The organism is Leptospira saintgironsiae (assembly GCF_002811765.1).
GTDB classification, from domain to species: domain Bacteria; phylum Spirochaetota; class Leptospiria; order Leptospirales; family Leptospiraceae; genus Leptospira_B; species Leptospira_B saintgironsiae.
This window is the reverse complement of the sequence record NZ_NPDR01000001.1, coordinates 231,902-258,620: the sequence shown is the minus strand read 5'-3', so window position 1 is coordinate 258,620 and position 26,719 is coordinate 231,902. Positions and strand designations below refer to the sequence as shown.

The following is a 26,719-nucleotide window of genomic DNA, read 5'->3' as shown; positions in this document are numbered from 1 at the left end:
GAATCCAAGTTTTCTGTTCTTTAGTAAGAAACCGACTTAAATCCGGGGAATGTCTTTGCCCAAAATCGCAAAAAAGAAAGTGTCAATATCCTCTAAACAAAAAGAGAAAAACTCTAAGTTAAATCTGAGAAAATCACCTTCTCAAAAAAGAGCTATAGAGAGGGTTGAGTATATCTTAGATATAGTTGCGGATCTTTTGGATGAAGTCGGAACAGAAGCGCTCACTACAAATCTGATCGCTCAAAGAGCAGGGATTCCGATCGGTTCCTTATACCAATATTTTCCAAACAAGCATGCTATCTTAAAAGCTGTTGGGCAAAGGCATTTGGAAAGAGTGAATTCAATGATCATGAATTTTCTAGATACTCCTCCGAACAAAACGGAATGGGAAAATCTAGTAGATAGACTCATAGATGCATTTGCTCAACTTTATAAATCCGAACCTGGGTTTATACCAATGTGGTCGAATAAAAACTTAGATCCTGAACTTGTAAGTATAGATAGAGAGAATAACAGGGCGATTGCCAATTTTATCGCGGAGTTATTTTTCGGGGTCATTCCTTGGATGAAGAAAAAAGAAGAAATGATGGTCATGTCCAGGATCATGGTAGAAGTATCAGATTCTGTCTTAAGTCGTTGGCTCAGAGAAAGACAAGATAGCGCACTAGCAGATGGGATCTTACAAGAACTCAAAACAATGCTTAAAGCTTATATGAATTATTATATACAGAGAGGATCTAAATGAAGGCCTTTCTATTCGAATTTCCTCTAACTGCTTTTATTGTAGGACTCATAACTATTTCTCAAATTTTTCTTACAGTATTTGTTCCAGAAGAAATTGTAAATTCGTTCTTTATCAGTCGTCCCGGAGAATTTTATCCATGGAAATGGATCGGAATGGTCTTCTTACATGCGGACTTCACTCATTTATTTTGGAATATGATCTTTCTATTTTTTTTAGGAAGGATTGTAGAATATAAAGTTGGCCAAACAAAATGGCTTCTTTTCTTTTTTATGGGCGCACTTGTTTCGGGCGGTTTGGATTCTTTTGTAAGAGGAATGATCTTAGGAGAAAATCAACCTGCTATTGGAGCTTCCGGTGCTGTATCTGGACTCGCTGCAGTTGCCGCTTTACTTTCTCCTTTTTCTATCCGAGTCAAAAAGAGAAGTTATCCTTTTCCTGTTTTCGCAGTGGCCTGGCTTATGGTTTATTCTGATATCACCAATTTATTTTCCAGAGACAAGGTTGCACATTGGGCTCATCTAGGTGGATTTATCTCAGTAGTGTTCACTGCATATTTTTTGAATAATAAGATAAAACGAGAACTACATACCGGATTTGCATTAAACTTAGTGTTCGTGGTCTTACTCTTGATTTTAGGATTTTTTGTCGGGGCAAGATAATTGATAGAAGTTCGATTCACTGCTTACGAATATAACTCGAACGATTCTTTTTCCGATTCAGTATATGAAATGAAAGGTTCGGAAGAATCTGGTTGGCAGATTTTACGAAATTCTTCTCCTTATTTAGAACTCGGAAAAGGTTATAGACTTCTCAAAACAGAACTTTGCGGGATTTGCTCTACAGATTTAGATCGCAGATTTTTGCCTTTTCCACTTCCTCAGATTATTGGCCATGAAGTAGTCGCATCCGATTATCTCACTGGCCAAAAATACGTATTAGAAATTAATGATACGGTAGTTTCCAGGGGAGAAGAAGCTGATCCTTTTTGCCAAGTTGGGATTCCAACGCATAGCCCGACTAGAATGGTATTAGGAATTGATCGTTTGCCTGGAGGATTCGGGCCTTATATTCTCGCACCAAAAGGAAACTTAATAGAAACCAAACAACTAGAAGATATGGAAGCAGTTCTATTAGAACCATTTGCCGCTTCTTTACATGGTGTAGAAGTTTCTCTAGGCCGGGTGGGTGCAGATCTTAAAAAGGTGGGTGCAGATCTTAAAAAGATCGCTGTTCTTGGCCCTAGACGTTTGGGCTCTTTAGTGATCGCAGCCTTGGATCTATATCGAAAAAGAAACAAACTAAACTACGAAATTGTTTCGCTTATCAGACATCAAAACTTAGCAGATCTATCTTTGAGAATGGGTGCAGATCAAGTTTTATATTTTTCTAAACTGGGAGAAGGTGATATTAAAGAAGGTCTTTTATTCGAAAAGAATGTAGGAGCTCCAACATCTGCATCCTGGCCCGATTACAAACATTCTTTTGATCTAGTATTTGATACCACAGGTTCTATTTCCGGACTAGAAACTAGCATCTATCTTACTCGAAAAGAAATTCATAGAAAGACTACAAATGGACAGGCCTCCCTTGGAATTGCACATCTCACTGAGTTAGTAGTGGATGAGATTTCTGTAACAAATCTAAGATCCGATTTTTTAAATTTGGTTTGGGGAATTGAGGTGAGTTTGCCCGCTTGGGTTTTCATTTCTTCTTCTGTTTCCTTAATCAAAGAAGAAAAAGAACTATTAGATGATCTAGAAAAAAAAGATAAAATTCGGATCTTTACAGGTTCAATCGAAGAAGGAACTAGGTTTTTAGGATCTAAAGAATTCGGAGGTGTTTTGCCTCGATTCGATTTTGCAATCATAGATTCTTCTTCTGAACTAGATTTAGTGATCCGCCCAGATAAGAAGGAAGAAAAATCATTGGTTCGACCAAGAGGGTCTATTCTGATCTCTAAGTCAGCCGAACACGAATCCAATTTGTTTTTAGATTGGATTACAGGCGGCGGGATCTTGAGCACAAGCAGATGCGGGGACTTTGTTCGAACTAGAGAACTTCTAATATCCGAACCTGGATTTTTAAAATCAGTTTCTGAAAACTTGATCAGTAAAGAATTTGATTCCAGATCTATCCCGGAAGCGTATACAAACGCAAGGAAACCGGAGAATATAAAAGTGGTTGTCAGGCATAAAGCTTCCTGAGCGAGTATTTAGTGAATTGCTTCCTAAGGGTCGCTGCTAAAAGGATAGAGCTTTGAGCAAACACGGTTTTTTTCAAATCACACAAAAGGTTTTTTTGAGAAAAGGAAAAGAACTTCTCATTCTTAGAGACCGTAAATCCGGATTCGGGGACCTTCCTGGTGGAAGAATGAACGAGGACGAATTTTACGGAGACTGGCTGGAAAGTTTATCCAGAGAGTTAAAGGAAGAAATGGGAGAAGCTTGTGAGATCAAGATCCACCCTCGACCCATTCTAATCCATAAACATAGAGTCAGTGATGGAAATCATCCGTGTGTGATCGTTGCTTATCATGGGGAATTTATATCCGGTGAGATCACTCTCTCCGATGAGCATGATTATATTTCTTGGGTAGATGCAGCCACCTACGATCCTAAACCTTTATTTTTCGAATACATGTTGGATGCCCTGCAATTATACCAAAGAGAATATGTTCCCCAGATACCTGATGGTAAATTAAATCCTAAAGGTTGGTTGGTATGAGCCCGTTCGTTAGGAATGCACTCGCATCTTTAGTTTTAGTTCCGATTTTTGCATTTATCGGATGGCTTCTATCTGGAGTTTCTTTAAGCGAGGAAGAGTTCCAAAAAAGGATCTCTAAAAAAGAAACCAAATCAGTTTCCTTAGGCTGGGATAGAAGATCCGGAAATTTACTCATCGTTCAGTTGGAATTCAAACCTGAATATTTTACTAGAGAAGATAGATTCAGAGCCTGGTTAGAAGAGCCACTTGCTATTGCAAAAGAAAAGGGCTGGCTTCAAAATTCCACGATCGTTACATTTCCTCCAGAAATAGGAAATTATATTTTCTTAATGGATTCTAGAAAGGAACTTTTGGATTCGGAGAATATCGACTCTGCTTGGAGCTGGGCTTTGTTCTTCCAAAGGATCTCCCTTAAAAACTTCTCCCATATATTAAATGGAGAAGCAGTATCATTCGATATCGCTCAAGATTCTAAAGAAAGATACGAAAGGATTTTCGGAGACCTTGCAAAGATATACGGAGTTTCTATCTTAGCAGGATCGATTTGTTTACCTTCTCCCGAAGTGAAAGAAGGAAAACTTTCTATCAAACCAGGTGAATGGCAAGAAAGAGCATATATATTCGATCCTTCTGGAAAATTTTTAGAAGGTTCTTTGCTTAGGACTTCCACGCAAAAATCAGAAAGTGTACCGGTTACAGGTTCTGAAAAAGAAATTCTTCCAGAAGTTTGGGTGGCAAATTTGCCTTCCGGCAGATTGGGGATCCTATTTACGGAAGATCTAAAATCTCCTCAAATGGAAGAGATCGTTAAAAAAACTTACGTAAGCAAATTGATCGGGCTTGGTTCTCAAGAAGACGAAGGCAAGTTCAGAGAATGGATCAAAAATTCTTCTTTTGAATCCAGCGGACAAGTTCAGTTTTCTGGTAAGGTTTGGAACCAAGAATTCCCAGCAAAAAGTTTTGCAAAGACACGTTATGGTTCACCTGAACCGATAGAAGGCCAAAAAGGAAACCTGATCATTAATATCTTTTTTTAAAGATTATTTGTCTCTGGCTTCTTCGTACAATTTGAGAATTCTCCAATCTTCTTCAGGAAAATCCAAATTGGTAAGATACAGCCCGCCTTTTTCATTCTCGCATAGAACCTTGTTTTGATCCACAAGCCAGATCCTTTCGCAAAGTAAAGGTAGAACCTGACTTTTGCGAGAAGGACCCCAAAGATGTACTTTGCCCGAATAATTTGAAACGAATTCGTTCTTACCTGGAAGTTTCCAAGGATTGATCTCTTTTCGGCTAATTGTAAATAGTTTACTGCTAGAAGGTTTGCCTTTTCCGAGTTGTAATCTTCTTAAATGAAGTCTACCGATGGAGCCGCCTAAATAATATGCAGAATCTCCTGTTCCATAATAGATTAATGGACTGATGACTTCTTGGTCTATTTTCTCTACTGATTTTTTTTCAGGTTGGAAATAGTATAAATAGTAAGAGCCAGCATTTCCGGAGAAGAGTAAAAAATCTTTTCCGATCGGATATAAAAAGAATCTAGCTTTGAGTCCAGCAAAAGGTGGAGTGATTTTTTCTTTTGAGACAATCAGCTTAGGAGTTCTAGGCTCTACTGTTTTTTCTTCATAGAGTTGGTTGTCTACGAAGTAGTAAATTTTAGAACCATCGTCTGAGATCCCGCCTCGATTCCTACAAGAGATTTGCGCGCCTGATTCATATAGAAGATCATTATTCTTTAATGAAATAGCGAATAAACGACAGCCGTTTGTCATCGGATATTCGGCCAATGCAAAGTTTGCGTTTAATGAAACTGCAAGAGAAGCTGGAACTTCGTCCAAACTTTTGGAACCGTTGGATCCATCGCTTGCGTCTCTCCAATTTAGTTTACTATCTTCTAGATAGATTAATCTTTTTCTGTCATAAGAGAGTTCGACTATTCTAGGAGTTTCCGGTTTTTCAGAAGAAAGAACTTCGTCGTCGGATTTTGGTTTTACCAGATAATCCTTTAACATACCGGAAGCTTTTTCGTAACTCTGCTCTTCCAGTAATTCTTGGATCTCTTCTATTAAACTTTCCTGTTTACTTTTGCAATTCCAGGAAAGAAAAATTAATAATAAGAAAGATAAGACTCTGATCATTCGATAGAACTTAGATTTTGAGTTCAGGCAGTTTCCTCAGCCCAAGGCTCGTCCGATTGGACGCTGATAATATCTTTAGAAAATAATTTCTGAGCTCTGGAAGCAACATTACGAGTTTCCAAAAAAGAATATCCTCCAGAAAGTAAGGATCCAAAAATCGGAAGCCAAAATCCGTTTTTAGGTTTTGCAAACTTCTTACCTTTAATGAGACCCTTCGCGATCTGATAAGTTGCTTCTTGTAAAAGGTTCCAAGCTATCGGACGGATCAAAACCCGAGCGCCAGCATCTTTAAGAACATTCCTGAAAAATGAGGTCTTGTCCTTGAATAAACAATAAGCCATAAGTTCTGAAGTTACCTGATGCTCTTTTCCGTATAAAGCAGCAATGTCTTTTACCAATTTACCTTGGAGCCTTAAGACTAAAATAATTTCGGGAGCCAATGTAACAAGTCCCAAACGTCCTTGGGGAAGGGCAAGAGCTGCACTCGCCGCTCCCGTTTGGAGAGACGATTTTTGGGTAAGCTCTTGGATGAGCTCATCTGGCGATCCTATGGTCTTAGCATAGGGGCTACGATAGGAATGAAGACCGGATAAAAGATTCAGTATCTGATCGGAAACTGCGGAGAGAATCGAATTGTAGTTTTCCATGTAGAGGAGTAAGGTACCAAGGCAATGGGATACGGTTTCTATGTTAGATAGACTAGAAAAAATACAACAAAAATACCTCAAAATATCGGACGAACTTACAACCGCGTCCAATCCGGATGATTTAAAACGACTTTATAAGGAACGTTCCCGACTCACGCCCTTATTCGATAAAATTACCGAATACCAAAAATTAATTCAGAACAAAAAAGACGCCGAAGAACTTTTAAAAACCGAAAAAGACGGGGATATGCGCTCTATGTACGAAGAGGAGCGCAAAGAAGCAGAAGAAAGGATAGAAAGTTTGGAGAAGGAGTTGGAAATCCTACTTCTTCCCCCTGATCCTAATTCCGGCAAAAATATACTACTTGAGATAAGAGCAGGAACCGGCGGAGAAGAAGCAGGACTATTCGTATCCGACCTGTTTAGAATGTACACCAAATATGCGGACAAACAAGGTATCCGTCATGAGATCATAGATTCTTCTCCGACTGGCATAGGCGGATTAAAAGAGATCATCTTCGCGATGGAAAATGATAAGGCCTATGACCTTTTTAAATTCGAAGCAGGAACTCATAGAGTACAAAGAATTCCTGCAACAGAATCCGGAGGAAGGATTCATACAAGTGCTGTGACTGTTGCAGTTTTGCCGGAAGCAGAAGAATCAGAAATCAATATAAATGAAAACGATTTGAGAGTGGATGTGTATCGTTCTTCCGGATCTGGTGGACAGCACGTTAACACCACCGACTCCGCAGTTCGTATTACTCACATTCCAACTGGGATCGCAGTTGCATGTCAGGATGAAAAATCCCAGCACAAGAACAAAGCAAAGGCAATGAGGATCTTAAGTGCTAGGATATTAGAAAAACAGGCGGAAGAAAAAAAGGCCGCAGCTGATGCTCTAAAAAAACAGATGGTTGGTTCAGGAGACAGATCCGAAAGAATACGAACTTATAATTTTCCACAAGGAAGATGTACAGATCATAGGATCGGATTTACTAGTCATAATCTTTCTGCTATAATGGAAGGAGATCTGGACGACCTGATCAACGCCTTAACAGAAGAAGACAGAGTCAAGCGCCTCGCAAATTCACAGGCAAATTAGAACCGTTTTAGACTTCCGTTCGTCCAACCGAATAAAGTTGATGTTTCTGCCTAAAATTTTGCGATGGTAATCAGAGTATGATACTAGAGATAGAAGAACCGCATCGTAGGATCTGCGGGGAAAGAATACCATTTGAAAACATACATGCGGTTTCCATGAGCCTTCCGGAAGTCGCTGACGTAATCGGATACGAAGAAAAAAGAACCGAAACTCTTTCTAGATTAAAAGCAGGATATCCTCGCTTTGTAGCTCATGCTTATATAGAAAAAATTTTAGATTATAATAGAGAGACTAAGGGAGTAGATGGCCCTCAGTTTATCGTAAACTCCCGCAAAGCCGCTGATCATATCATTTCATTCTTCCAAGTAGAAGGCGCAAGAATTATAGAAGACGAAGGTATCATCACCTTAACCATTCCTTCTCATAAAGAGAACGAATCCAAAATATTATCCTTCATCCAACATACTGGATGTTTATTATCTTCTCGCAAAGCAGAAGATTACTTATTCAAAAAAGGACTTATAGATTCTGTATACAAAGAAGAATCCAGAAAAGAAAAACCTTATGAAACGGTAGAAGCAGCACTATCCGCTCTATATCCGGACAAAAATTTACAAGTGTATCTGGCTACTTCTGGAATGAATGCGGTCTATGCTGCTTTTAGAGCGTTAGATAGAATTCGTGCAGAAGAAGGAAAAGATATCTGGCTTAGACTTGGATGGTTATACGTAGACAATATTAGAATATTAGAAAAATATTCCAGAGGTTCTCATATATTCCATGACGTGGTCGATCTAAAAGAACTGGAAGAATTCCTTTCTAAAGAAGGCCATAGAGTAGCTGCAATTCTTACTGAATCCCCTACAAATCCTCTTATCCAAGTTCCTGATTATCCTGAACTTAAAAAACTTTTGGAAAAATATGGAATTCCATTAGTAGCTGATATTTCCGTCGCAGGTTCCGCAGTTGTGGATCTTTCTCCTTATGCGGATGTGATTGTGGAGAGTTTGACCAAGTTTGCATCCGGACACGCAGATGTGATGATGGGCGCTTTATTTTTGAATCCTTCTTCTACTTATTTTGAAAAATTGAAAAAAGATTCTCCTGAGTTTTTAGAAACTCCGTATCGCAGAGACTGCGAACGTATGTCCTTCGAATTAGAAGGTTATATTGAAAGAGTGAAAGAGATAGGAAGGAATGCTGCTAAACTTGCAAACTTCTTCTCAAATCATCCTAAGATCAAAGCAGTTCATTGGAGTGGCTCCGAAGAAAACCACGGAAACTTTTCCAAGATCGCAAGAGATAAGGATCTACATTGTGGAGTGATCACAATCGAACCCGGAGTTCCTTTGGAACCATTTTACAATTCTTTAAGATTATTAAAAGGGCCGAGCTTTGGAACTGAATTCACTCTGAACATGTTGTATATGTATTTAGCTCACTATGAGTTAGTTTCTACAGAAGCAGGCAGGGGATTTTTGAAAGAAGTAGGATTGGATCCAAGTCTGATTCGAATTTCTATCGGCCGAGAAAATCCGGAACTTCTAATTGCAGAATACAAAAAAGCTCTGGGAGATTAACCCGCCAGAGCCAAAAATTTGAACGGTTCTAAAGAAGACAAAAGCCTTATAGCTTAAGCAGCAGAACGAACACTTTGTAATTTGCCACCAGTTTCGGTTTCTGATTGTAAAACACTTTTATAGAAGATTTGGAATAATCCAAATTTAGAAATTCCTAAAGTATAAATTACCAAAGTAGAAATGATCGCTCCAAGCATCCAACCAAGTTGGTGAACAATCACGCTGGAGATAATCGCAAACCCTAAAGCGCCTATAAACACAGTTGCTAAGAACGCAATTGTAGAAACAAAACCGGAAGGAGACTTTCTTACAGAAAATTCTCCAGATCCTCCTAATTCCCAACCTTCTTTTTCAATCTTTAGAAGTGAAACGATCAGAACTGGAATTAAGATCACGCCCATTACATAGAGAGTGATTGCAACATCAGATATTAACCAGTTGATTGCGGTTCCCCAGGTCCATGTATGGAATTGCTCAACAGATTCCGAAAAAAATCTTTTATAACCAGTTCCGTCCCATCCATGAACAAGGATGAAGAACATTCCGAAATAACCTGCAGGAACTTGCAGATAAGCTAAGAAATTTTTTCCTGCTTCGATTAATTTCCAAACTACCCAGAAGCCTAAGATGCCTTGGGAAATATTTGTTAAACCGAATAAAGCTACAAGCCAACCAGGCATGGTCTTATCTCCAGCATGCATTGTTTCCCAACTAGTAAACTGCCAAACTAGGTACAAACCCGACGGAGCGAATAATAAACCTAAATAAAGAAGATTAGAGATGAAGTAGGTATTCTTCCAAAATGGAACCTTCTTCTCTTCTTTTTTGATAGAAGGTAGGGAACCTGCTGTGATTTCTCCCGCCTGCAATTTTTTAATTTGGCGAGCTGCGGCCATTGCGTAACCGGCTCCCAGGCCGTAGGCCCAAAAAACATCCACTTGAACCATTGGATTCTAACTCCTCACCTTAATTGAACATAAGAATGACATGTCATTCAGTTTTTGTCAATAGGGGAAATCTAAAAATTTCAAAGAAAAACGTGTTTTACTTTGGGATCTAAATGACATATCTGTCATTCCGATTGGGTGGGAATTTTCATTAAACAGGGAAATTATGAAAAGAACAACAATAAGCTTAATGTTACTTCTCATCATTCTACTTGATTGTAGATTTTTAGGGGTCGGTTCAGATTCCTTAGAGGATTTGAAAACGAAATATGCGAACTCAGAGTCAAAGTTCGCTCCAATTGGGGATCTTAATATCCATTACAGGGACGAGGGCCAAGGTCCTGTAATTATACTATTGCATGGGGTATGTTCTTCATTACATACTTGGGATGCTTGGGCAGAAATATTAAAATCCCGTTATAGAGTGATCCGTATAGATCTTCCTGGACATGGCCTTACGGGTCCACCTGAGGATTTGGAAAAGTTAAATTTAGAAGAAGGTGTAGAAGTCCTAAATCAATTCCTGGATTATCTTAAAGTAGATTCTTTCTATTTAGTTGGAAATTCCATGGGCGGTTATATCTCCTGGAATTACGCATTAAAATATCCTAATAAAGTTCAAAAATTGGTATTGATAGATGCTGCCGGATATGCGCAACCTATGCCTCCTATGATCGCCTTAGGAAGTAACCCGATCGTAAGTCCATTTGCACGCCATATGCTTCCAAGTTTTATGGTAGAAAAAAGTGTAGATGAGGTTTACGGAGATTCCTCTAAAATTACTCCTGAGATCAAAACAAGGTACGTGGATCTTTCCAGAAGAGAAGGAAATAGACAGGCTTATAATTATTTTTTCAGAACTGCTAGGGAGAAGTTTACTGATCCTAAAATTTCGGAAGGGATCAAATCTGTAAAAGCTCCTACATTGGTTATGTGGGGAAAAGAAGATCATTGGTTGAAATTAGAATACGCACAAAACTGGGCTAAGGATCTTCAGAATTCTAAATTTATTACTTATGAAGGTGCAGGTCATATTCCTATGGAAGAAATTCCGGATATCACTGCAAAAGATTTGGTACAGTTCCTTACTTTATAAAATGTAATTAACGTTTGCCCATTCCTTCTAACATAAGGGTGGGCATTTCTTCCAGCCAACGTTTTGCAAATTTAGAATCAACTTTGGAAGATAGGTTGATCCGTATTCCTTCAAACATCATCGCGTTTACTGCTTGGGATGCGATCCGAGTATCCAATTCTTTTCTTAAAAATCCTTTTTTCACACCATTCTTCAGATATAACTCAGTCAGCCTTGCACTCTTATCGATTCCGAGTTGCACTTTTCTCTTTACAGTTTCATCCAATGCCATTGCTTCGAAAAAAACGATCTTTGCTTGTCTTGGGTCTTTACTGAAAAGTTGAAATAGTTCCCAGCCAATATTTTTGATCTGATTTCTGTATTCTTCTATAGTGTTTGATTTTTCAGGACTTTCTTTACGAACTACTTCTAATAATCCGATGAGGATTCGATCTACTAGTGCGTGTAGGATATCTAGTTTATTCTTAAAATAACGATAACAGGTTCCATGACCTATATTTAATTTTCCGGCTATGTCCGCGATCCCAGCCTCATGGTATCCTTTTTCAGAAAATACATCCAGTGCAGCTTCCAAGATTTGTTCTCTTCTTGCTTCTGCCCTGTTGGCGATCGGACTAGGAGGCTTAGTTCTCATGTTCTCCTTACTCTGATTTGGAGAACTAGTTCGCAAGGAATTTTCCTAATTCGGAAGTTCAAAACGGATTTGGAAACTGGCCCCATGATCTTTGGAGCTGGAAAAATCCAATTTTCCCTTTAGTTGTTTGGTCAGCACCTGAACCAAAGTTAATCCGAAAGAATGAGTCACGATTGGATTCAACTCGTTGGGCAGACCGACCCCATTGTCTGAAACTTCTAATATTACTACATTCTCCTTTTTTTGGAGTCTGACTTGGATCTTTGGTCTTTCATCCGTAGGAGAAAAATTATGAGGGAATGCATATTTAAAAGAATTTGTGAGTAGTTCATTTAATGCAAGTCCGAGCGGAATCGCAATGCTGATCTCTAAATGGATAGGACTTGATATCACATCCACTCTTGTTTCCGCTCCGATTTTATAGGCGGACCTGATCTTCTCCGCAAGTCGTTTGGAATAACCTGAAAATTCTACATTTCCTAAATCGTTAGATTGGTACAACTCGTCATGGATCAGCGCCATGGTTTGTATCCTGTTTTGGCTTTCTGTAAATGCCTCGTGGATCTTAGGATCGTTTTCGTATTCAGACTGAAGATTGAATAAACTGGAAATCACCTGCAGATTGTTTTTTACTCTGTGGTGGATCTCTTTCAACATTACTTCCTTTTCTTTTAAGGAAGATTTTAACTGCCTCTCTGCCTGTTTCTTATCAGTTATTTCTGTAACAGTGATTATGGTAGAAGAGAAAGTTTCTTCGAACTCTGGTGCCAAGGACCAACGAATCGATGCCTCGAATTGTTTTCCGTTACATGTGGATAATGTGGTTTCTGTATGAAGGACTCTTGCTCCAAAACGAATCCTGGTCAGAAGTTTTTTGAAATAATGATCGTTTCCTATTCTAAAAAAGTTTCTGGCGAGGAATAGAACTTCTTCCTTCGATCTTGCTTCGAATAGGCGAATAGATTCTTTATTTGCATCTACTACATTTACTGTTTCATAACATTCTGAAACAAACTTGCGATTCGTCTTTAGGAATTTAGCAAATTCCTTTCTGGACATCTTGGGCAATTCGCCCAACATTCTTTTTACTTCAGAGTAATCACATTCTAAGATTGCGATTGGAATATTCTCGAATAGACCCTTGTAAATTGCTTCGCTCGCACCTAAAAATCGATAAGATCGATCCAGTTCTTGGGTTCTTTCTGCAACGAGATCTTCTAATCTTTTATGCGAAAGGTAAATCTCATCTTGTGCATCTACCCTTTCTCTTATGACTGATAAAGCGAGAAGAGAAGCGATCGAGATCGCAGAAAGAAAACTTTGTAAAAGGAGAAGGGACACTTCTTTGGAAGCAGGAAAATTATATGAATGTCCTCCTTGCGCAGTTCCTAAGATAGATATAATAGAAACTATAATAAGTACTAAAGACGATTCTCTTCCTCCGAATCTGAGGGAAACAAGTGAGATGACTGCAATTAGGAGATAAGAAAGCGGAAAATATGCAGGTATTTGATTGATGCTAAAGAAGTAAAAGATCCCTCCTCCTAATAGAATTAAGAAAGAGACAAGTCCTACACTTTCTTTCCAAGAGTGTACATAGGATCTTGGGAGTCCTGGCCCCAGCCAGCTCAGGAAGAACGGAAAGTATACGAATACTCCTAAAGAATCTCCCATCCACCAAGTGATCCATGTTGGGAAAAGCGAATTTAAATCAAGTATACCTAAAAGCAGAAGTCCAGAACATGCGATGGTCGCCGCGATAATACAAACTAATGTTTCTATCCAAAGAAATCTAAGAACGAAGGATGTATTCTTTGTAAGATCTAATTCAGGAACAAACTTCTTGTATAAGTAAGCTCCAGTGAAAGATTGCAAAGTACTTCCAAAACCGATGAGCACTGCAGCTCCAAAATAAATGCTTAGATCTTGTCCCGGAAGATCTTCATGTCTGATCTGGCAGTTGTATAAAAAGGAACCTGTAAAAATCCCGAAATAAGAAACTCTTCCGAATAGTAAAGGAGTGACCAGTCCCCAACCGGATGCGGGCCAAACAGGGGAGGCGTAATCCGAAAAAGTCCCAAAGAATTCTCCGAATTTTCCTAAAAGAAAATAAACAGAAGCTACCAGAAGAAATTTTCCGGCGGTTTGGAAGAATTTTAAGGATTGAGATAACATTAATCTTAGAATCTTATTCATTTAGCTTTTAGGATTCGGAAGCAGCTGAGAATAAGGTTTTAAGACCTTTTCCAATGATTTCCGATCTATTTCAAAACTCCAGGAAACCTTTTATTTATTTAGGAGAAGGTTTCTCTGCAGATGGATGTCTAGTTCTAACCGAGCCGAATGAAATTCTTACTACTAATCGACGAAGTGAAGCAAGGAAATTCCTCTTAGAAATTCAAAACAAGGTAGCACAAGGATATCATGCTGCAGGTTGGATCTCCTACGAAGCTGGGAATTTATTTTTAAATCCTGACAATATGGAAGAAGTTTCCGAGGATCCTCTTTTCTGGTTCGGGATTTTTTCTGAACCGAAGACATTAAGCTATGCTGAAATTTCGGAATGGGAATCAAAATTTAAAGACAAAGGTTATTCCGTAGAAATTAGATCAGAGATGGATCTGAAAGAATATGAAGAGAATATTCAGAAGATCCGGAACTTTCTATACGAAGGAGATATCTATCAGGTCAATTTCACATTTCCTCTGGAGATAAAATTAGAAGGATCTCTCGAAAAATTGTTTTTTGAACTTAGAAAAAAACAGCCAGTTCCGTACGAGGCTTGGATACATACTGGCGACTCTATTCCGACACAAAGAGATATTCTTTCATTCTCTCCCGAACTGTTTTGGGAAAGATTATCCAATCAGATTAGAACTGTTCCAATGAAAGGAACCAGACCAAGAGGAAAAGATTTAGCAGAAGACCAAAGATTGAAGTTAGAACTTTCCAACTCAGAAAAGGATAAAGCAGAAAATTTGATGATCACTGACCTTCTTCGTAACGACTTGGGAAGGATCTCTTTGCCTGGTTCAGTTAATGTTTCTAAACTTTTCTCCATCGAAGAATATCCAACAGTTTTCCAGATGACCAGCGAGATAAGATCCGAACTTTCTCCGAATATAAAATGGACAGATATTTTAGAGGCATTATTCCCTGGAGGTTCCATCACTGGAGCTCCTAAAAAAAGATCCTCAGAGATCATCAATAGTTTAGAAAAAAAGAGAGGAGTTTATACTGGAGGAATATTCTATCTGTCTCCGGGGAAAGAAATTTCCTCTATAACGATCCGCACTCTTGAATTTTTGCAAGATCCTTCCGGACAGAAAAAAGGAAGAATGGGAGTGGGTTCTGGAATTACGATCGGATCCGATACAAATGCAGAATGGGAAGAATGTTGGTCTAAGGCAAAATTTTTGAATAATGCTAAAGAGAATTTTCATATATTCACAACTACGATCTGCAAAAGAAGAAAGATCTATTTTTTAAAAGATCATAAAGATAGAATGATAACATCTGCGAATCAACTTGGATTCGTCTGGAAAGAAGAAGGATGGGAATCCATAGTTAATGAAGTCTTAGGCAAAATTACTTCCGACAAAAAATATAGAGTGAAAATTATTCTTTTGCGTAGCGGAGAATTCCAGTCAGAAGTTTCCGAATTTCATCCAGGTCCCAAAGAGGGGAAGGTTCTGTTTAGCGGAACTTCTACCAATAAAAAAAATCAGTTCTATTATCATAAGACAAATATCAGAGAAATTTATTCTGCCGGTTATGAATCTGCAGTTTCTTCCGGTTATCTGGATCAAATTTATACAAACACAGAAGGTCATCTGACAGAGGGGGCTATTCATTCTATCTTTCTTTTACTAAATAAAGAATGGATTACACCTTCTTTAGAAGAAGGAATTCTTCCTGGAATAGCTCGTAAACAATGGGTCCGAAAATTGAAAGCAAAGGAAAAGAAAATTTCTAAACAAGATCTGAGCCTTGCTTCTAAAATCATTTTAGTAAATTCTCTCAGAGGCGTCAGAAGAGTCTCCGGAGTAGATTTCGAATGAGAAGTTTTTTAGGATTGGCTCTTCCAGATTCTATCAAATCGGATCTGGAAAAAATCTGTTTTGGTTTGGAAGAGATCCGTTGGGTTTCTCCTGAAAATTTTCATGCTACTTTAGTTTTCTTGGGAGAGTTAAAACCAGAAGAGCTAGAAAAGGTTTCCGAGATCTGCAGCCAAGTCTCTGAAAAAAGTTTTTCATTAGAGATAAAAGGTGTAGGCTTCTTTGGTAATAAATTTCCTGAGATTTTGTATGCGGGAGTTACTCTTTCAGAAGAATTAAAAAGACTTCAAAAGGTTTTGGAATCTACCCTCAGAAGAGAAGGATTCTCTATTGATAAAAGGGATTATAAGCCTCATATAACGATTGGGAGATTCAAAAGAACGCCTGAAAAACGTTTGGATATGTATTTGAATGAATTTGCACAATTCCAAACTGACATAGTTCCTATGTCTGAATTCCACCTTTTTTCTAGTCGCAGCGGAGCGAATGGTCAGATATACTCGGTCGAAGAATCATATCCTCTTCTCTTGGAATAAATGGAAAACCCTAGACAAAATCAGTATTCTCCTATCCGGGACTTTTCCGATTTTTTCGCGGATCCTAGACATTCTATAGAAGAGGTTGTGGGTATCGGCGGAGATCTAAAACCGGATCGACTTATATATGCTTATACTCGCGGGATTTTTCCTTGGGCGGATAAACCTTTACTTTGGTTTTCTTTGGATCCGAGGGCTATCTTTGACCTCAATGTTCTACATATTAGTTCCAGAGTTCATAGAAGAATTCGCCAAAAAAAATTCACAGTCACATTCAATCGTGCATTTGAACAAGTTATGCGTTGCTGCGCATTCAGGACAGAAGAACAAACTTGGATAACAGAGAACTTTCTACAGGGTTTTACTAACTTTCATAAGGAAGGTTATGCTCATAGTGTAGAAGTCTGGGACGAAAATGGACGGTTAGGTGGAGGAGTGTATGGAGTCGCCATCGGTAAATTTTTTGCTGGAGAGTCTATGTTCTCCTTTTTACCTGATTTTGGGAAGATCGGGCTCTACTTTCTGTTTGAGGCATTGAAGAAGGATGGCTTCACATTATTCGATACCCAACAGATGAATCCGGTTACTTTGAATTTGGGAGCTTACGAAATCCCGAAAGATAAATTTTTGGACCGTCTGTCACTCGCTGTAGCAATCCCGAACAAATGGGTCCCTCCTATGGATGAAATCTGATTTTTATGTAAAATGGATTTGATTTGCCTCGCATAATAATAAAATTACGACACAAACCAAAGTTTCTATAGGAAGATCATAATGGACCTATTCAAAAAAATTCTTGTTACCCTTCTTGTGTCTGCAATCGCTCTTTTCGGTTTCACCGGAGTTAGCGCACAAGAGACTACCGGCGATGCTCCTGCAAAGACTGAAGATGCTGGTGCTTCTAAAGCTGAGAAAAAAGAAAAGAAAGCTAAGAAGAAAAAAGGTAAGAAAAAACACCATAAGAAGCATAAGAAAGATTCCAAAAAAGGAAAAGAAGAAGGAACCAAGTCTGACTCTACTCCTGCTCCTGCAGAAGAAGGCGCTGGCGAAGAACAACAGTAATATTTTTCCTTTCTCACTCCGTTCGAGGTCCTTTCGAGCGGAGTTTTCTCTTTTTACATATCTCTCCTTCGATTTTGCACTGCACCTACGCTTTGACTTCTTCTAAAATTTAGTTGACGGGTCGTCTTCTCACATTAACGTAAACGCGCTTTATTGAGATAAGCGTAATATATCCCTTCTTCAAAGGAACAACTCCAATGTACAAGAATTTAGCAGACATGTACCTTAAGGCTTCCGAGTCTTATGGGGACAGACCAGCGTTTTGGTCGAAGGATGAAAATAAAGAATATCAATCGACCAGCTTTAAACAATTAGTAGATCTAGGTCTCTGTTTATCAGAGGCATTAATAGATTTAGGTGTGAAGGCCCGCGAACATATCGGTGTGTTAGCGGATAACCGTTTGGAATGGATCATCGTTGATGCGGGAGTTTTACTCTCCGGTTGTGCAAACGTTCCAAGAGGAACTGACGTAACCGATTCTGAGATGGAGTATATCTTAACACACTCGGAAGCTTCTGTAGTTTTCTTAGAAAACGATAAGATGTACGAGAAGTTCCTTAAGAACAAAGCCAAATTGAAAGGCGTTGAAACCATAATCATTATGGATAAAGATAGCAAAACAAAAGCGAAAGGCGTTTTGCATCTTTATGATCTGATCGAAACTGGAAAAGAGTTAAGATCTAAAGGTGGACACAAGACTGAAAAGAGAATCGAAGGTATCAAACCTGATGATCTATTCACTCTGATCTATACTTCTGGAACAACTGGAATGCCAAAAGGTGTAATGTTAATGCATTCCAACATGGCTCACCAGATGGAACATGTTGTTCCTTTGATCCTAAAAAAATCAATTATACGCGATGACGACAGTATGTTGTCAATTCTACCTGTATGGCATATTTTCGAAAGAGTTGTAGAATACTCTGCAATCTCTCTTGGGATTTCTACTTTCTATACTAAGGTTGCTGACCTACGAAATGACCTCGCAAAAGCGAGACCTTCTTTTATGGCTTCTGCTCCAAGGGTTTGGGAAAGTATCTATACTGGGATTTACAATAAGATCAACGATCCTAAGCAGACTCCTCCAGTTCGTAAATTCCTCTTTAATACTGCATATCTGTTCTCTAAGAACTATAATGCTGGGGTTCGTTTCCTAACTGGAAAAGAAGTGGATTACGAAAACCGTAATATCTTCCAATCTCTTGCACTTGCTATTAAGGCTATTGCTCGAGTAATTGTTTTTGGACCATTCACAGTTTCTTTGATCAGTGCAGTGGGATATTCTTATATCAAGATGTATAAACCTGAGTTGGCATTCTTAGCGCCAGTTCTGCTTACTATCGCGATTTTAGGGCTTATCTTTAACTTCAAAACTTTGGATACTATCGTCCTTTCTAAGATCCGCCAAGCTACCGGTGGACGTTTGAGAGGAACACTATCCGGTGGTGGAGCTTTACAACGTCACGTGGATAATTTCTTCAACGATATCGGATTACTGGTATTGGAAGGTTACGGAATGACTGAAAGTGCTCCTGTGATCTCAGTTCGCCACTATGATTATCCGATCATCGGTTCCGTAGGATATGTAGTTCCTCAAACTGAACTTCAGTTGAGAGACGATCATGGAAACGTGTTAACTCATATCAATGATCAAAGACAGATTCTTGCTGGTAAGCTTGGAGTAAAAGGTATCGTTCATATCAAAGGGCCTCAAGTGATGAAAGGATATTATAAAAATCCTGAAACCACTAAGAAGACCATTGTAGACGGATGGTTGAACACCGGAGATATCGGGTTCATCAACTACAAACATACTCTAACGCTTACAGGAAGAGCAAAAGAAACTGTAGTTCTTTTGGGTGGAGAAAACGTAGAGCCGGTTCCAATAGAAAATCGTATGGACGAATCTCCTTATATCAAACAATCTATGGTATTTGGTCAGGACCAAAAATCCCTAGGAGCGATTATCGTTCCGGATATAGAAGTCCTACAACCTTGGTTAGCTCAAAATGGGATCCAAGCTAAGGATATCAAGGATTTGATTGATAATGCTAAGGTGATCGATTTCTATAAAAAGGAAATTAGAGAATATAATAGCACTAAGCACGGATTCAAATCTTTCGAATTGATCCAGCATGTAGTACTTGCTCAAAAACCTTTTGAAATAGGTGATGAATTGACTAACCTACTCAAAATGAAAAGACACGTGATTACTGAAAAATATCAGAAGAGAATCGATAAAGTTTATAAATAAGAGCTTAGATTCTAATCAGTGTTTCAGAAAATCCCTCGGGCCAAAAACCGGGGGATTTTTTTTTAATCTAATTTATAAATCCTGGGAAAGATCTCTTCACCAAAAGATAAAACGGCAGGATCATGCATTGTAAAAATTTTGGCCCCGCTCGAAGACAGAACAGAAACATAATCTAAAAATTCTTTATTATTAGAAAGGGAGAAGGCCCCCTCCGAAGAAAGACCCTGGCCTTGTTTGCAAAATTCTATCCAATAACATTCATCTCCTGTGATTAAAAATCTTTTACCTGGAGATTTTAACCATTCTACTGCAATTGAACCTTGTGTATGTCCTCTGGTTAATAAGATCCGAAAATTCTTAAAAACTTCTAGACTGGAGCCTACGAATTGGACTTTGCCTGATCTTTCTTTGGTCGTGAGTTTGTTGTTTGCGGATCGATTTGTTTTTTTAATTGAATCCCAATCCTCAGGAGTTGTATAAACTTTTGCATTTGGAAAAAGGCCAATTCCTCCTGAATGATCCGAATGAAAATGAGTAAGAATAATTTCTCCGATCATTCCAGGTTTAATCCCGGCCGAACCTAAAATTTTATCCGGAGAAATCCAATTATGGACTGTAATCTCAGGCGTAGATATAGAAGAAGTTCCTGTATCGATCAAAATATAACGTTTTTCTAATTTTATTAGATAGAATAAGAATGCGATCTCAGATTCACCTTCCTGTTCGTCTGAATTTGTAAGTCGATTTGGATAGAATGATTTTCCAACTAGGATTGCATACAATCCGTCTTGTAATTCACCAGGAGGTAATTTTGAACCGGAAATCTCCTGGCTTGGGTTTTTGATTTTCGGGGAAGAAGAAGTCCCGCAATAGAACAATAAAACCGAAAATAGTAGAATGAAATTTTTCAAAATCGAAGCGCCAACGGATCTACTTTTTCTTGATTTCCTAACTAGCTCAACGGATTTTTAGTCTAATCATTAAATCTACGGGGACGAATTAGGTTTCGACTGTTGTAGTTAAGATGTGGTGGCATGTAGGGGTGAGGGGCCTCTTAAAAACCTTCAAAACTTTAAACGCTAACAACGAATTAGCACTAGCAGCTTAATCGCTACTACGGAAGAAAGGCTTACTCTCCCGGTGGTTTTTCTTCTGCCTTAAACGGGAGACTTTTTAGATCGGTTTTCGGTTCACGATTTAAAGAGTATTTGGATCGAATAGGAAGGACACGCCTGCTTGTGGGCTAAGGCCTTTCGAGATTTAAAACATAAGACAAACATGTAGAGGCCCCATTAAGGCACAATAGGACCCGGGTTCGAACCCCGGCGTCTCCATTGCAATCTTTCAAATAAAATAATATCTGAGGGGTTCGAAGCCCAGCCAAGAAAGCAACGATAGCGCCCCATAGGAAGCGTAAATCGTTGCGACCGAGCTACAGGATGTAGCGAGGCTTGGATGGGACGCCGCAGAGCCCAATCGAGCAGGATGCGAGATTGCGTCGCGGCGAACCCCGGCGTCTCCATTGCAATCTTTCAAATTTTTTCACTATAAGTTATCTAGAAAACGAGTAACCCTTCTCTCATACTCTTTCGAATTCGTTTCCCTCGCGGCTCCATGTTCTCCTTTTTCTAAGAGCCAAACTTCGCTCGGGCCATTATAAATATTCGCTAAGTCTTGGCTTTGTTGAAAAGGAACTACCTGATCTTCTTTACTATGAATAAATAAGATCGGTATTGATTTGGTATTCGCCAAGGAACTTGCAGGACTTGGTGAAGTTTCAAACTTTCCTCTGATCTGTGTGAGTTTGATCAAAAGATGAGAAAAGAATGCCGGAATTTCATTTGCTGTGCCCGGAAATTCTAAGATCAATCTTTCAAAATTATACATTGGATTTTCGGCGATCACTGCGGAAAGTTTAGACATCTCCGGTAAAGATATCAGGATAGAAGAAGCTCCTACAGAACTTCCGAACGCGTAGATCTGATCATATCTTTCTGAAAGATATCGATACATAGATAGAACATCTTTAGATTCTCTATAACCATAACTTAGTCCTGGAGTCACACAATATGCTTCTCCATGACAACTAAAATCGAAACTGAAAACATCCAGTCCTCTTTTTAAAAAGAAGCGGATATGTTTTGTCATTTCTCTTTTATCACTTCCTCCCCCATGGACTAAAAAGATGGCACCTTTCGATTTTCCTTTTCCATTTTCAAGAGTGCCTATTTTCCAAGTAGGAAGATCAAATCCATTTGTAGATGGTATCTTTAGTTCTTCGAATTTGAACTCATTGGAACTTCTTAAATTTCCGCAAGATTGTCCCCAATGTTTTTCTGTTTCAGAATTACATTCGGAGAAATCTTTATTATCTCTCCAAACAGGATATAATAACTGGTTGCTTGCGGACCAAATCCCAAAGCTCATAAATATTGGGATGAGTAGAAGAACGGCCAAGAAGGACCATAATAAGATACGTTTCATAAAACCTCTTTTTGTTATCCTTAAATCAATTGAGGTTTTGGAAATTGGACAGCTGGAGAGAATTTTTACTTAGGGAAAATCTTTTTTCCGAGCTCTATTCCTAGCTGAACGTTTTCATTCAATAGGTTTGCATTTGTGGTCATTCTTCCTGCAGGAAGTGTTTTTTCAGGAGCTATAATTTCAAAACGAATCCCTTTAGGTGGATCATTCAGTATCTCCATGGCTCGGTTATAACGATTGTATCTCTGTTCTATGAATGCTTTTCCCATTTCTGGAAATTTGGGAAATGCAAGACTTCCTAATAAAGGACTTGTAGGGGTTAATCTAAAATCCATTGGTTTTGTGAGAATGACTGTAATATCTTTATAACCTGCAGATAATACTGCTTCGACTGGAATAGGATCTAAAACTCCTCCGTCCGTATACTTTGCATTTTCTAAAAGGCCATAACCTTTAGTTGCAATTGGCAGAGAAGTTGCAGCTCTAAGTAGGGGAAAAAGATTTTGAGAAGTGGCTCTTATGTATTCCGGCTGCAAGGTTTTGAAATTACTGACCACAATATAAAAAGGAACGGTTTTCTTTTGTTTCAGCACTTCTGTTTTGATCGGTACCTTCTCTTGGAAAATATGATCTATTAGATAATCTTGGTCTAATATTCTTTTGCCTTTAAAAAGATTCCAAAAGGAGATAAGATGATTTCCTGCTAATTCTTTTCTCCAAATGTCCAGAGCTCTTTCAATATCTTCAGAAGAAGGATTAGGTTCTGTAACATAATATGCAGAAGAGCAAGAACCGGAAGAGACTGCAACGATCAGATCAAATTTGTTAGGCGGATAATTGGGAGCCATAGAAGAAAGAACTCCGCCTGCAAAGGAGCCTCTCATTCCTCCACCTTCTATGATAAGAGCTTTGCCTTTTTTCTTTTTAGTAAATTTAGGAAGAGATGTCATCGGCTAGATTATTTAGAATTTTTAGGACGTTTTCTAAACCAAAGCCAAGTAATGACTATGATACTAATGAGAGCTCCTAAAAATTCTCTCCCCAGTTCTATATATGGTTTTTCGTCAGTCATCTTTGCAGTGATCAGATTTTCGTTACCAGTTCTTAACCAATCAAAAAATCCATCGATCGTAGCTGCTATTTCAATTCCGGCCATACCTATGATCGCATACAATAAAGGAAGTTTATCCTTATCGAGCGCAGCAAGTATACAAGCTAAAGAAGAAGTAAAGTACAGAAGCATCCAATGAAGTGGATCAGGATCGTTATACTGAACTGCACCTGCGAAAATGAAATAAGCAGCTAAGAAAAGAGAAACTATTTTAAATATCATATTTTTGCACCGTTAAACACCAATTTATACGCAGGGGTTTCTTCATTTATCCAGCTTTGATGAAATTTGACTCTTTTAACTTTCCAGCCTTTTTCGGTCATCAATTGGCGAAGTTGTTTTTCTCTAAATACTGCTTCAGAAAATACAACTTCTCCTCCATCTGCGATCGCTTGTAATTTGGCTGCAAAGTTTACTGTGTTCCCAAAGTAATCTATATTACTATTTAGATTCACAGCCAAACAAGGCCCTGTATGTAAACTGATACGAATTCGAATAGGAGTCTCAGTATTTTCTTCCGAGAAAAATTCTTGGAGTCTTACGGAAGCTTCTACCGCTGCGCTAGGAGAAGGGAAAGCCGCCATCACTGCGTCTCCAATCGTTTTGACAACAGCACCTTGGAATTCTCTTACTACTTTATAAACTTCTACGAAATGATATCTGACTTCGGAGAATGCGCCTGAGTCCCCTTTATTATAATAGAATTTTGTAGAACCTACTATATCCGTAAATAGGATAGTTTGCATTCCAATATCCAATTGTAGATCTGTGGAAAGGGCCTCTTGGGAAAATAGATCTCGGAAGTCTTGGAAATTGAATAAATCAGTAGGCCTAAGACAATCTTGGTCTTCTCTTCTTTCCTCGATCACAAAACCTTTTCGGGAAGAAGATAAATTTTCCAAGATTAGTTTAGGATGATCCGCGATCTCTATTTGTTCCGGGGTCTCACCTGTTTTCCAAACTAAGGTTTCATTTTGGACTTCTTCTTTGATCTCTAATAAAGAATAATTTTTTTCTCCATTTACTCTTAGTCTATAAACGCCAGGAGAAAGTAGAAGTTTGGAACTATATGTTTCTCCAGAGTCCAAATATTTTTGGAATCGAATATGGCTTTTAGTAGCTGGTTCAGCAGCACAGAACATTCTTTTTTGCACTTCTCTGATAGAAGGATGCACATGGAAAGTGATCTCGATAGAATTCAATTGATTTGCTTCGAATTGTATCTCGCAAACTTCGCAGGTATCTTTTGTAGGAAGATCCCCTAAATGTTGCGCTTCTGTTCTGACTCCTCTACAATGTGGGCATACCACGTCCCAACTCATTGTAAATAATCCCAATCTACATCCGTGTAAAAATACAAGGAGTAATTCTTTTTCAGGGATTTTCCATGCCTTGGATAATGATTTGATCCTGATCCGATAAAGATCAGATTCATCTGCATCCAAAATATAATTTAAAACCTTATCAACTAATTCTCTGGGTTGTCCTTCTCTGATATAACCAACTCGGATCTGTTGCATTCTTGCAGGAAAAACTGGATTTTTTTCTGATTTGGATTCTTTGATTATGCTTAACGCGCTTGGTCCTAGCCAACGATAAGATCTTGTTTTGATTACGTCTTCAACTACACTTTTCAAACCTTTTCCATAGGCTTTTTCGAGCTGAACCATTGCTATCTTTAAAAGGGTTTTGCCGTACCATCCTTTGGGGATCCAACCGAAGTATACGAATAGTCTAGTGGAATCGGTTCCTAACGGATAAACAAGATATCTTGTTCTTACATAGTAAGCGAATCCTTTGGAGTAGATGCGTGCGTTGTTGAGTTGTTTGCAGTACTCCCACTCCCAGGGAACTTCTTCCCATTCAGCAGGGATACCTGCGTTTTTGGATTTTCCAAAAAGGCGACCATTGATCTCCTGAAATTTCATTTCAGGAATATCTATTCTTTTATTAAAAGAAGAAGTGTCTATGAGCCAAGGCCATACTTCTTCCGGAGAAACATCCAAGTCGAATTTCCAAAGTTTTTCAATTGGTTCTCCTAAAGAGGTCCATTTTTCCTCCCAAGGATATTTTTCCAAATAGGTTTGAAGGTCCAAGGTATTTGGATCCAACATATCATTGTCTTCGATGGAATCGATCGCGTGCATCGGTCTCTCCAGAGAGGTTGTTAGAAGAATAGAAAAAAATTCCTACCTCTCTTAGATTATCTTTTCGGCAGTTTTGCAAAAAGAAAAGTGGAATAACCTTATGGGCGAAGATTTCATTTTTTCCAAATTCGGAGCTAAATTCCGCAATCAAACAGGGATAGGCCAATTGATGGAGGATCTAGGTAATCTTGCTCCTGGAGTCTCCATGTTGGGTGGTGGCAGCCCCTCCTTAATCCCAGAAGTGGAAGAAGTTTGGAGAAAGATCCTAAACAAATTTTCAGAATCTGGAGCCTGGGATTCCATTTTAGGCAAATATGAAACTCCCACAGGCAAAGAGGAAACATTAGAAACACTTGCTTCCTTATTAAGTTCAGAAACAGGAGCTTCCATTTCCAAGGACCAGATAGCAATCACAAATGGTTCTCAAAATGCGTTTTATCTTTTACTCAATTTTTATTCAGGAAAATTCGAAGACGGAAGTTTCAAAAAAATATTCTTACCAGTTTTGCCTGAATATATTGGTTACTTGGACCAACCTATAAATCCTGATTCATTTTCTTATTCATTAGGCAAAGAAGTCATTACTGGAGAAGATGGATTTCGTTACGAATTGGACCCTTCTTCTTTTGATAGTATAAAAGAAGATCTTGGATGTGTGGTGCTGTCTCGTCCTACAAATCCAACAGGAAGAGTTGCTAAGAAGGAAGAATTAGAACAAATACTTAAGTTCGCGAGAAGTAAAAAGATCCCATTTTTATTAGATAATGCATATGGATTTCCTTTTCCAGGGATTGTTTTTTCGGATGAGAAACTTTTTCATTCAGAAGGTATGATCCAAAGTTTCAGTTTTTCTAAAATAGGTCTGCCGGGAGTTAGGACAGGTTTTGTTTTGGCAGATCCTGAAATTGTAAAAGCATTAAATAAAGCGAATGCAGTTCTAAACTTGGCCGGAGGAAATCTGGGTCAATATATCGCATTAGAATTTGTAAAATCCGGAGAATGGTTTAGGCTTTCTCGAGACATAGTAAAACCATATTATCTCAGAAAAAGGGAACTTGCGATTTCTTCTATCCGAAGAGAATGGAAGGGAAAGTTAAATTATAGGATCCATGAAAGTGAGGGAGCCTTTTTCCTATGGGTTCAATTTGCAGAACTTCGCAAAAAAATTTCTGAAATATATCCCCTATTGAAAGAAAAAGGGGTCATTATCGTACCAGGTAAATATTTCTATCCGGTTACTAATTCCGGAAATAATTACGGTGAGGATTCTGTAAGGATTAGTTTTGCCAGAGAAGATTCGGAAATCCAAGAAGGAATACGAAAAATAGGCGAAATTCTAAGTAATTATACGCATTGATCCGATCTAATTTCAGCCAATATTGAGTGGAATAAAATTGTTTCATTCTCTCTTTCTTTTAGAGATCTTGGTTGGAAGGAAACAACAGAA

The 26,719-nt window shown here is 38.5% G+C and carries 24 protein-coding genes and 1 other RNA gene; 15 read left to right on the top strand and 10 right to left on the bottom strand.

What is annotated here, in order from left to right; genetic code table 11:
- Positions 1 to 55: 55 nt before the first annotated feature.
- Genes CH362_RS01175 through CH362_RS01155 form a run of 5 tightly spaced genes read left to right on the top strand, consistent with a single transcriptional unit; the run spans position 56 to position 4,506 of the window.
- On the top strand, positions 56 to 745 hold the full coding sequence (locus CH362_RS01175) for a TetR/AcrR family transcriptional regulator (protein WP_100709223.1): 690 nt from the start codon (positions 56 to 58) through the stop codon (positions 743 to 745).
- Positions 742 to 1,404, top strand: a complete 663-nt coding sequence (locus CH362_RS01170; protein ID WP_100708530.1) for a rhomboid family intramembrane serine protease — start codon at positions 742 to 744, stop codon at positions 1,402 to 1,404. Before CH362_RS01175 ends, CH362_RS01170 begins: the two co-directional genes overlap by 4 nt.
- Entirely contained in the window at positions 1,405 to 2,949 is a 1,545-nt protein-coding gene (locus CH362_RS01165; protein ID WP_100708529.1) for an MDR/zinc-dependent alcohol dehydrogenase-like family protein, read from the top strand. It abuts the gene before it with no gap.
- A gap of 52 nt (positions 2,950 to 3,001) precedes the next feature.
- Positions 3,002 to 3,469, top strand: a complete 468-nt coding sequence (locus tag CH362_RS01160) for an NUDIX hydrolase (RefSeq protein ID WP_100708528.1) — start codon at positions 3,002 to 3,004, stop codon at positions 3,467 to 3,469.
- Positions 3,466 to 4,506: a carbon-nitrogen hydrolase family protein gene (locus CH362_RS01155; protein ID WP_100708527.1), complete on the top strand. Its 1,041-nt coding sequence runs from the start codon at positions 3,466 to 3,468 to the stop codon at positions 4,504 to 4,506. Before CH362_RS01160 ends, CH362_RS01155 begins: the two co-directional genes overlap by 4 nt.
- A 3-nt stretch (positions 4,507 to 4,509) precedes the next feature.
- Here the strand turns inward: CH362_RS01155 and CH362_RS01150 are convergent, their stop codons facing one another.
- Both CH362_RS01150 and CH362_RS01145 read right to left on the bottom strand, forming a co-directional pair.
- The gene (locus tag CH362_RS01150) at positions 4,510 to 5,610 is read right to left on the bottom strand and encodes a hypothetical protein (RefSeq protein ID WP_100708526.1); all 1,101 of its coding nucleotides are present in this window, start codon (positions 5,608 to 5,610) and stop codon (positions 4,510 to 4,512) included.
- A 23-nt stretch (positions 5,611 to 5,633) separates the two neighbouring features.
- Positions 5,634 to 6,257, bottom strand: coding sequence for a hypothetical protein (locus CH362_RS01145; RefSeq protein ID WP_100708525.1), 624 nt, complete (start codon positions 6,255 to 6,257; stop codon positions 5,634 to 5,636).
- A gap of 40 nt (positions 6,258 to 6,297) precedes the next feature.
- Here CH362_RS01145 and prfA point away from each other — a divergent pair, with 40 nt between their 5' ends.
- Together prfA and CH362_RS01135 are read left to right on the top strand one after the other, a co-directional pair.
- Entirely contained in the window at positions 6,298 to 7,362 is a 1,065-nt protein-coding gene (gene prfA / locus CH362_RS01140; RefSeq protein ID WP_100704773.1) for a peptide chain release factor 1, read from the top strand.
- A gap of 77 nt (positions 7,363 to 7,439) precedes the next feature.
- Positions 7,440 to 8,942 (top strand): aminotransferase class I/II-fold pyridoxal phosphate-dependent enzyme, encoded by a 1,503-nt coding sequence (locus CH362_RS01135; protein WP_100708524.1) that lies wholly within the window; start codon positions 7,440 to 7,442, stop codon positions 8,940 to 8,942.
- A 53-nt stretch (positions 8,943 to 8,995) separates the two neighbouring features.
- Here CH362_RS01135 and CH362_RS01130 read toward each other — a convergent pair whose 3' ends face one another.
- Positions 8,996 to 9,889, bottom strand: coding sequence for a hypothetical protein (locus CH362_RS01130; protein ID WP_100708523.1), 894 nt, complete (start codon positions 9,887 to 9,889; stop codon positions 8,996 to 8,998).
- A 166-nt stretch (positions 9,890 to 10,055) separates the two neighbouring features.
- Between CH362_RS01130 and CH362_RS01125 the strand changes: the two genes are divergently transcribed.
- Positions 10,056 to 10,985, top strand: coding sequence for an alpha/beta fold hydrolase (locus CH362_RS01125; RefSeq protein ID WP_244280448.1), 930 nt, complete (start codon positions 10,056 to 10,058; stop codon positions 10,983 to 10,985).
- 7 nt (positions 10,986 to 10,992) lie between these two features.
- Here CH362_RS01125 and CH362_RS01120 read toward each other — a convergent pair whose 3' ends face one another.
- Together CH362_RS01120 and CH362_RS01115 are read right to left on the bottom strand one after the other, a co-directional pair.
- On the bottom strand, positions 10,993 to 11,619 hold the full coding sequence (locus CH362_RS01120) for a TetR/AcrR family transcriptional regulator (RefSeq protein ID WP_100708521.1): 627 nt from the start codon (positions 11,617 to 11,619) through the stop codon (positions 10,993 to 10,995).
- Between the two features lie 45 nt (positions 11,620 to 11,664).
- A complete protein-coding gene (locus CH362_RS01115; RefSeq protein ID WP_100708520.1) occupies positions 11,665 to 13,815 on the bottom strand; it encodes a histidine kinase dimerization/phosphoacceptor domain -containing protein in 2,151 nt (716 codons plus the stop codon).
- A 53-nt stretch (positions 13,816 to 13,868) separates the two neighbouring features.
- Between CH362_RS01115 and pabB the strand changes: the two genes are divergently transcribed.
- From pabB to CH362_RS01090, 5 genes are all read left to right on the top strand, one after another.
- Complete coding sequence (gene pabB, locus CH362_RS01110; RefSeq protein ID WP_100708519.1) at positions 13,869 to 15,680, top strand: aminodeoxychorismate synthase component I; 1,812 nt, start codon at positions 13,869 to 13,871, stop codon at positions 15,678 to 15,680.
- Positions 15,677 to 16,213 carry an RNA 2',3'-cyclic phosphodiesterase gene (gene thpR / locus CH362_RS01105; RefSeq protein WP_100708518.1) on the top strand — a complete coding sequence of 179 codons (537 nt, stop codon included), beginning with the start codon at positions 15,677 to 15,679 and terminating at the stop codon, positions 16,211 to 16,213. Before pabB ends, thpR begins: the two co-directional genes overlap by 4 nt.
- A 33-nt stretch (positions 16,214 to 16,246) precedes the next feature.
- Positions 16,247 to 16,906, top strand: a complete 660-nt coding sequence (gene aat, locus CH362_RS01100; RefSeq protein WP_165780229.1) for a leucyl/phenylalanyl-tRNA--protein transferase — start codon at positions 16,247 to 16,249, stop codon at positions 16,904 to 16,906.
- A gap of 81 nt (positions 16,907 to 16,987) precedes the next feature.
- A complete protein-coding gene (locus CH362_RS01095; RefSeq protein ID WP_100708516.1) occupies positions 16,988 to 17,275 on the top strand; it encodes a hypothetical protein in 288 nt (95 codons plus the stop codon).
- Positions 17,276 to 17,472: 197 nt separating this feature from the next.
- The gene (locus tag CH362_RS01090) at positions 17,473 to 19,530 is read left to right on the top strand and encodes an AMP-dependent synthetase/ligase (protein WP_100708515.1); all 2,058 of its coding nucleotides are present in this window, start codon (positions 17,473 to 17,475) and stop codon (positions 19,528 to 19,530) included.
- A 62-nt stretch (positions 19,531 to 19,592) separates the two neighbouring features.
- On the opposite strand, the gene CH362_RS01085 is transcribed toward CH362_RS01090, so the two are convergent.
- Positions 19,593 to 20,441 carry an MBL fold metallo-hydrolase gene (locus CH362_RS01085; protein ID WP_100708514.1) on the bottom strand — a complete coding sequence of 283 codons (849 nt, stop codon included), beginning with the start codon at positions 20,439 to 20,441 and terminating at the stop codon, positions 19,593 to 19,595.
- A gap of 79 nt (positions 20,442 to 20,520) precedes the next feature.
- On the opposite strand from CH362_RS01085, the gene ssrA reads away from it, so the two are divergent.
- Positions 20,521 to 20,867: a transfer-messenger RNA gene (gene ssrA / locus CH362_RS01080) on the top strand.
- A 208-nt stretch (positions 20,868 to 21,075) separates the two neighbouring features.
- On the opposite strand, the gene CH362_RS01075 is transcribed toward ssrA, so the two are convergent.
- The 4 genes from CH362_RS01075 to CH362_RS01060 form a co-directional block, all read right to left on the bottom strand.
- Positions 21,076 to 22,014, bottom strand: coding sequence for an alpha/beta hydrolase (locus CH362_RS01075; RefSeq protein WP_100708513.1), 939 nt, complete (start codon positions 22,012 to 22,014; stop codon positions 21,076 to 21,078).
- Positions 22,015 to 22,079: 65 nt separating this feature from the next.
- The gene (locus CH362_RS01070) at positions 22,080 to 22,964 is read right to left on the bottom strand and encodes a patatin-like phospholipase family protein (RefSeq protein ID WP_100708512.1); all 885 of its coding nucleotides are present in this window, start codon (positions 22,962 to 22,964) and stop codon (positions 22,080 to 22,082) included.
- Between the two features lie 8 nt (positions 22,965 to 22,972).
- The gene (locus tag CH362_RS01065; RefSeq protein ID WP_100708511.1) at positions 22,973 to 23,347 is read right to left on the bottom strand and encodes a transmembrane 220 family protein; all 375 of its coding nucleotides are present in this window, start codon (positions 23,345 to 23,347) and stop codon (positions 22,973 to 22,975) included.
- On the bottom strand, positions 23,344 to 25,272 hold the full coding sequence (locus tag CH362_RS01060) for an adenylate/guanylate cyclase domain-containing protein (RefSeq protein ID WP_100708510.1): 1,929 nt from the start codon (positions 25,270 to 25,272) through the stop codon (positions 23,344 to 23,346). The genes CH362_RS01065 and CH362_RS01060 overlap by 4 nt, the downstream gene beginning before the upstream one ends.
- Positions 25,273 to 25,372: 100 nt before the next feature.
- On the opposite strand from CH362_RS01060, the gene CH362_RS01055 reads away from it, so the two are divergent.
- On the top strand, positions 25,373 to 26,629 hold the full coding sequence (locus CH362_RS01055; protein WP_100708509.1) for a pyridoxal phosphate-dependent aminotransferase: 1,257 nt from the start codon (positions 25,373 to 25,375) through the stop codon (positions 26,627 to 26,629).
- Positions 26,630 to 26,719 lie beyond the last annotated feature (90 nt).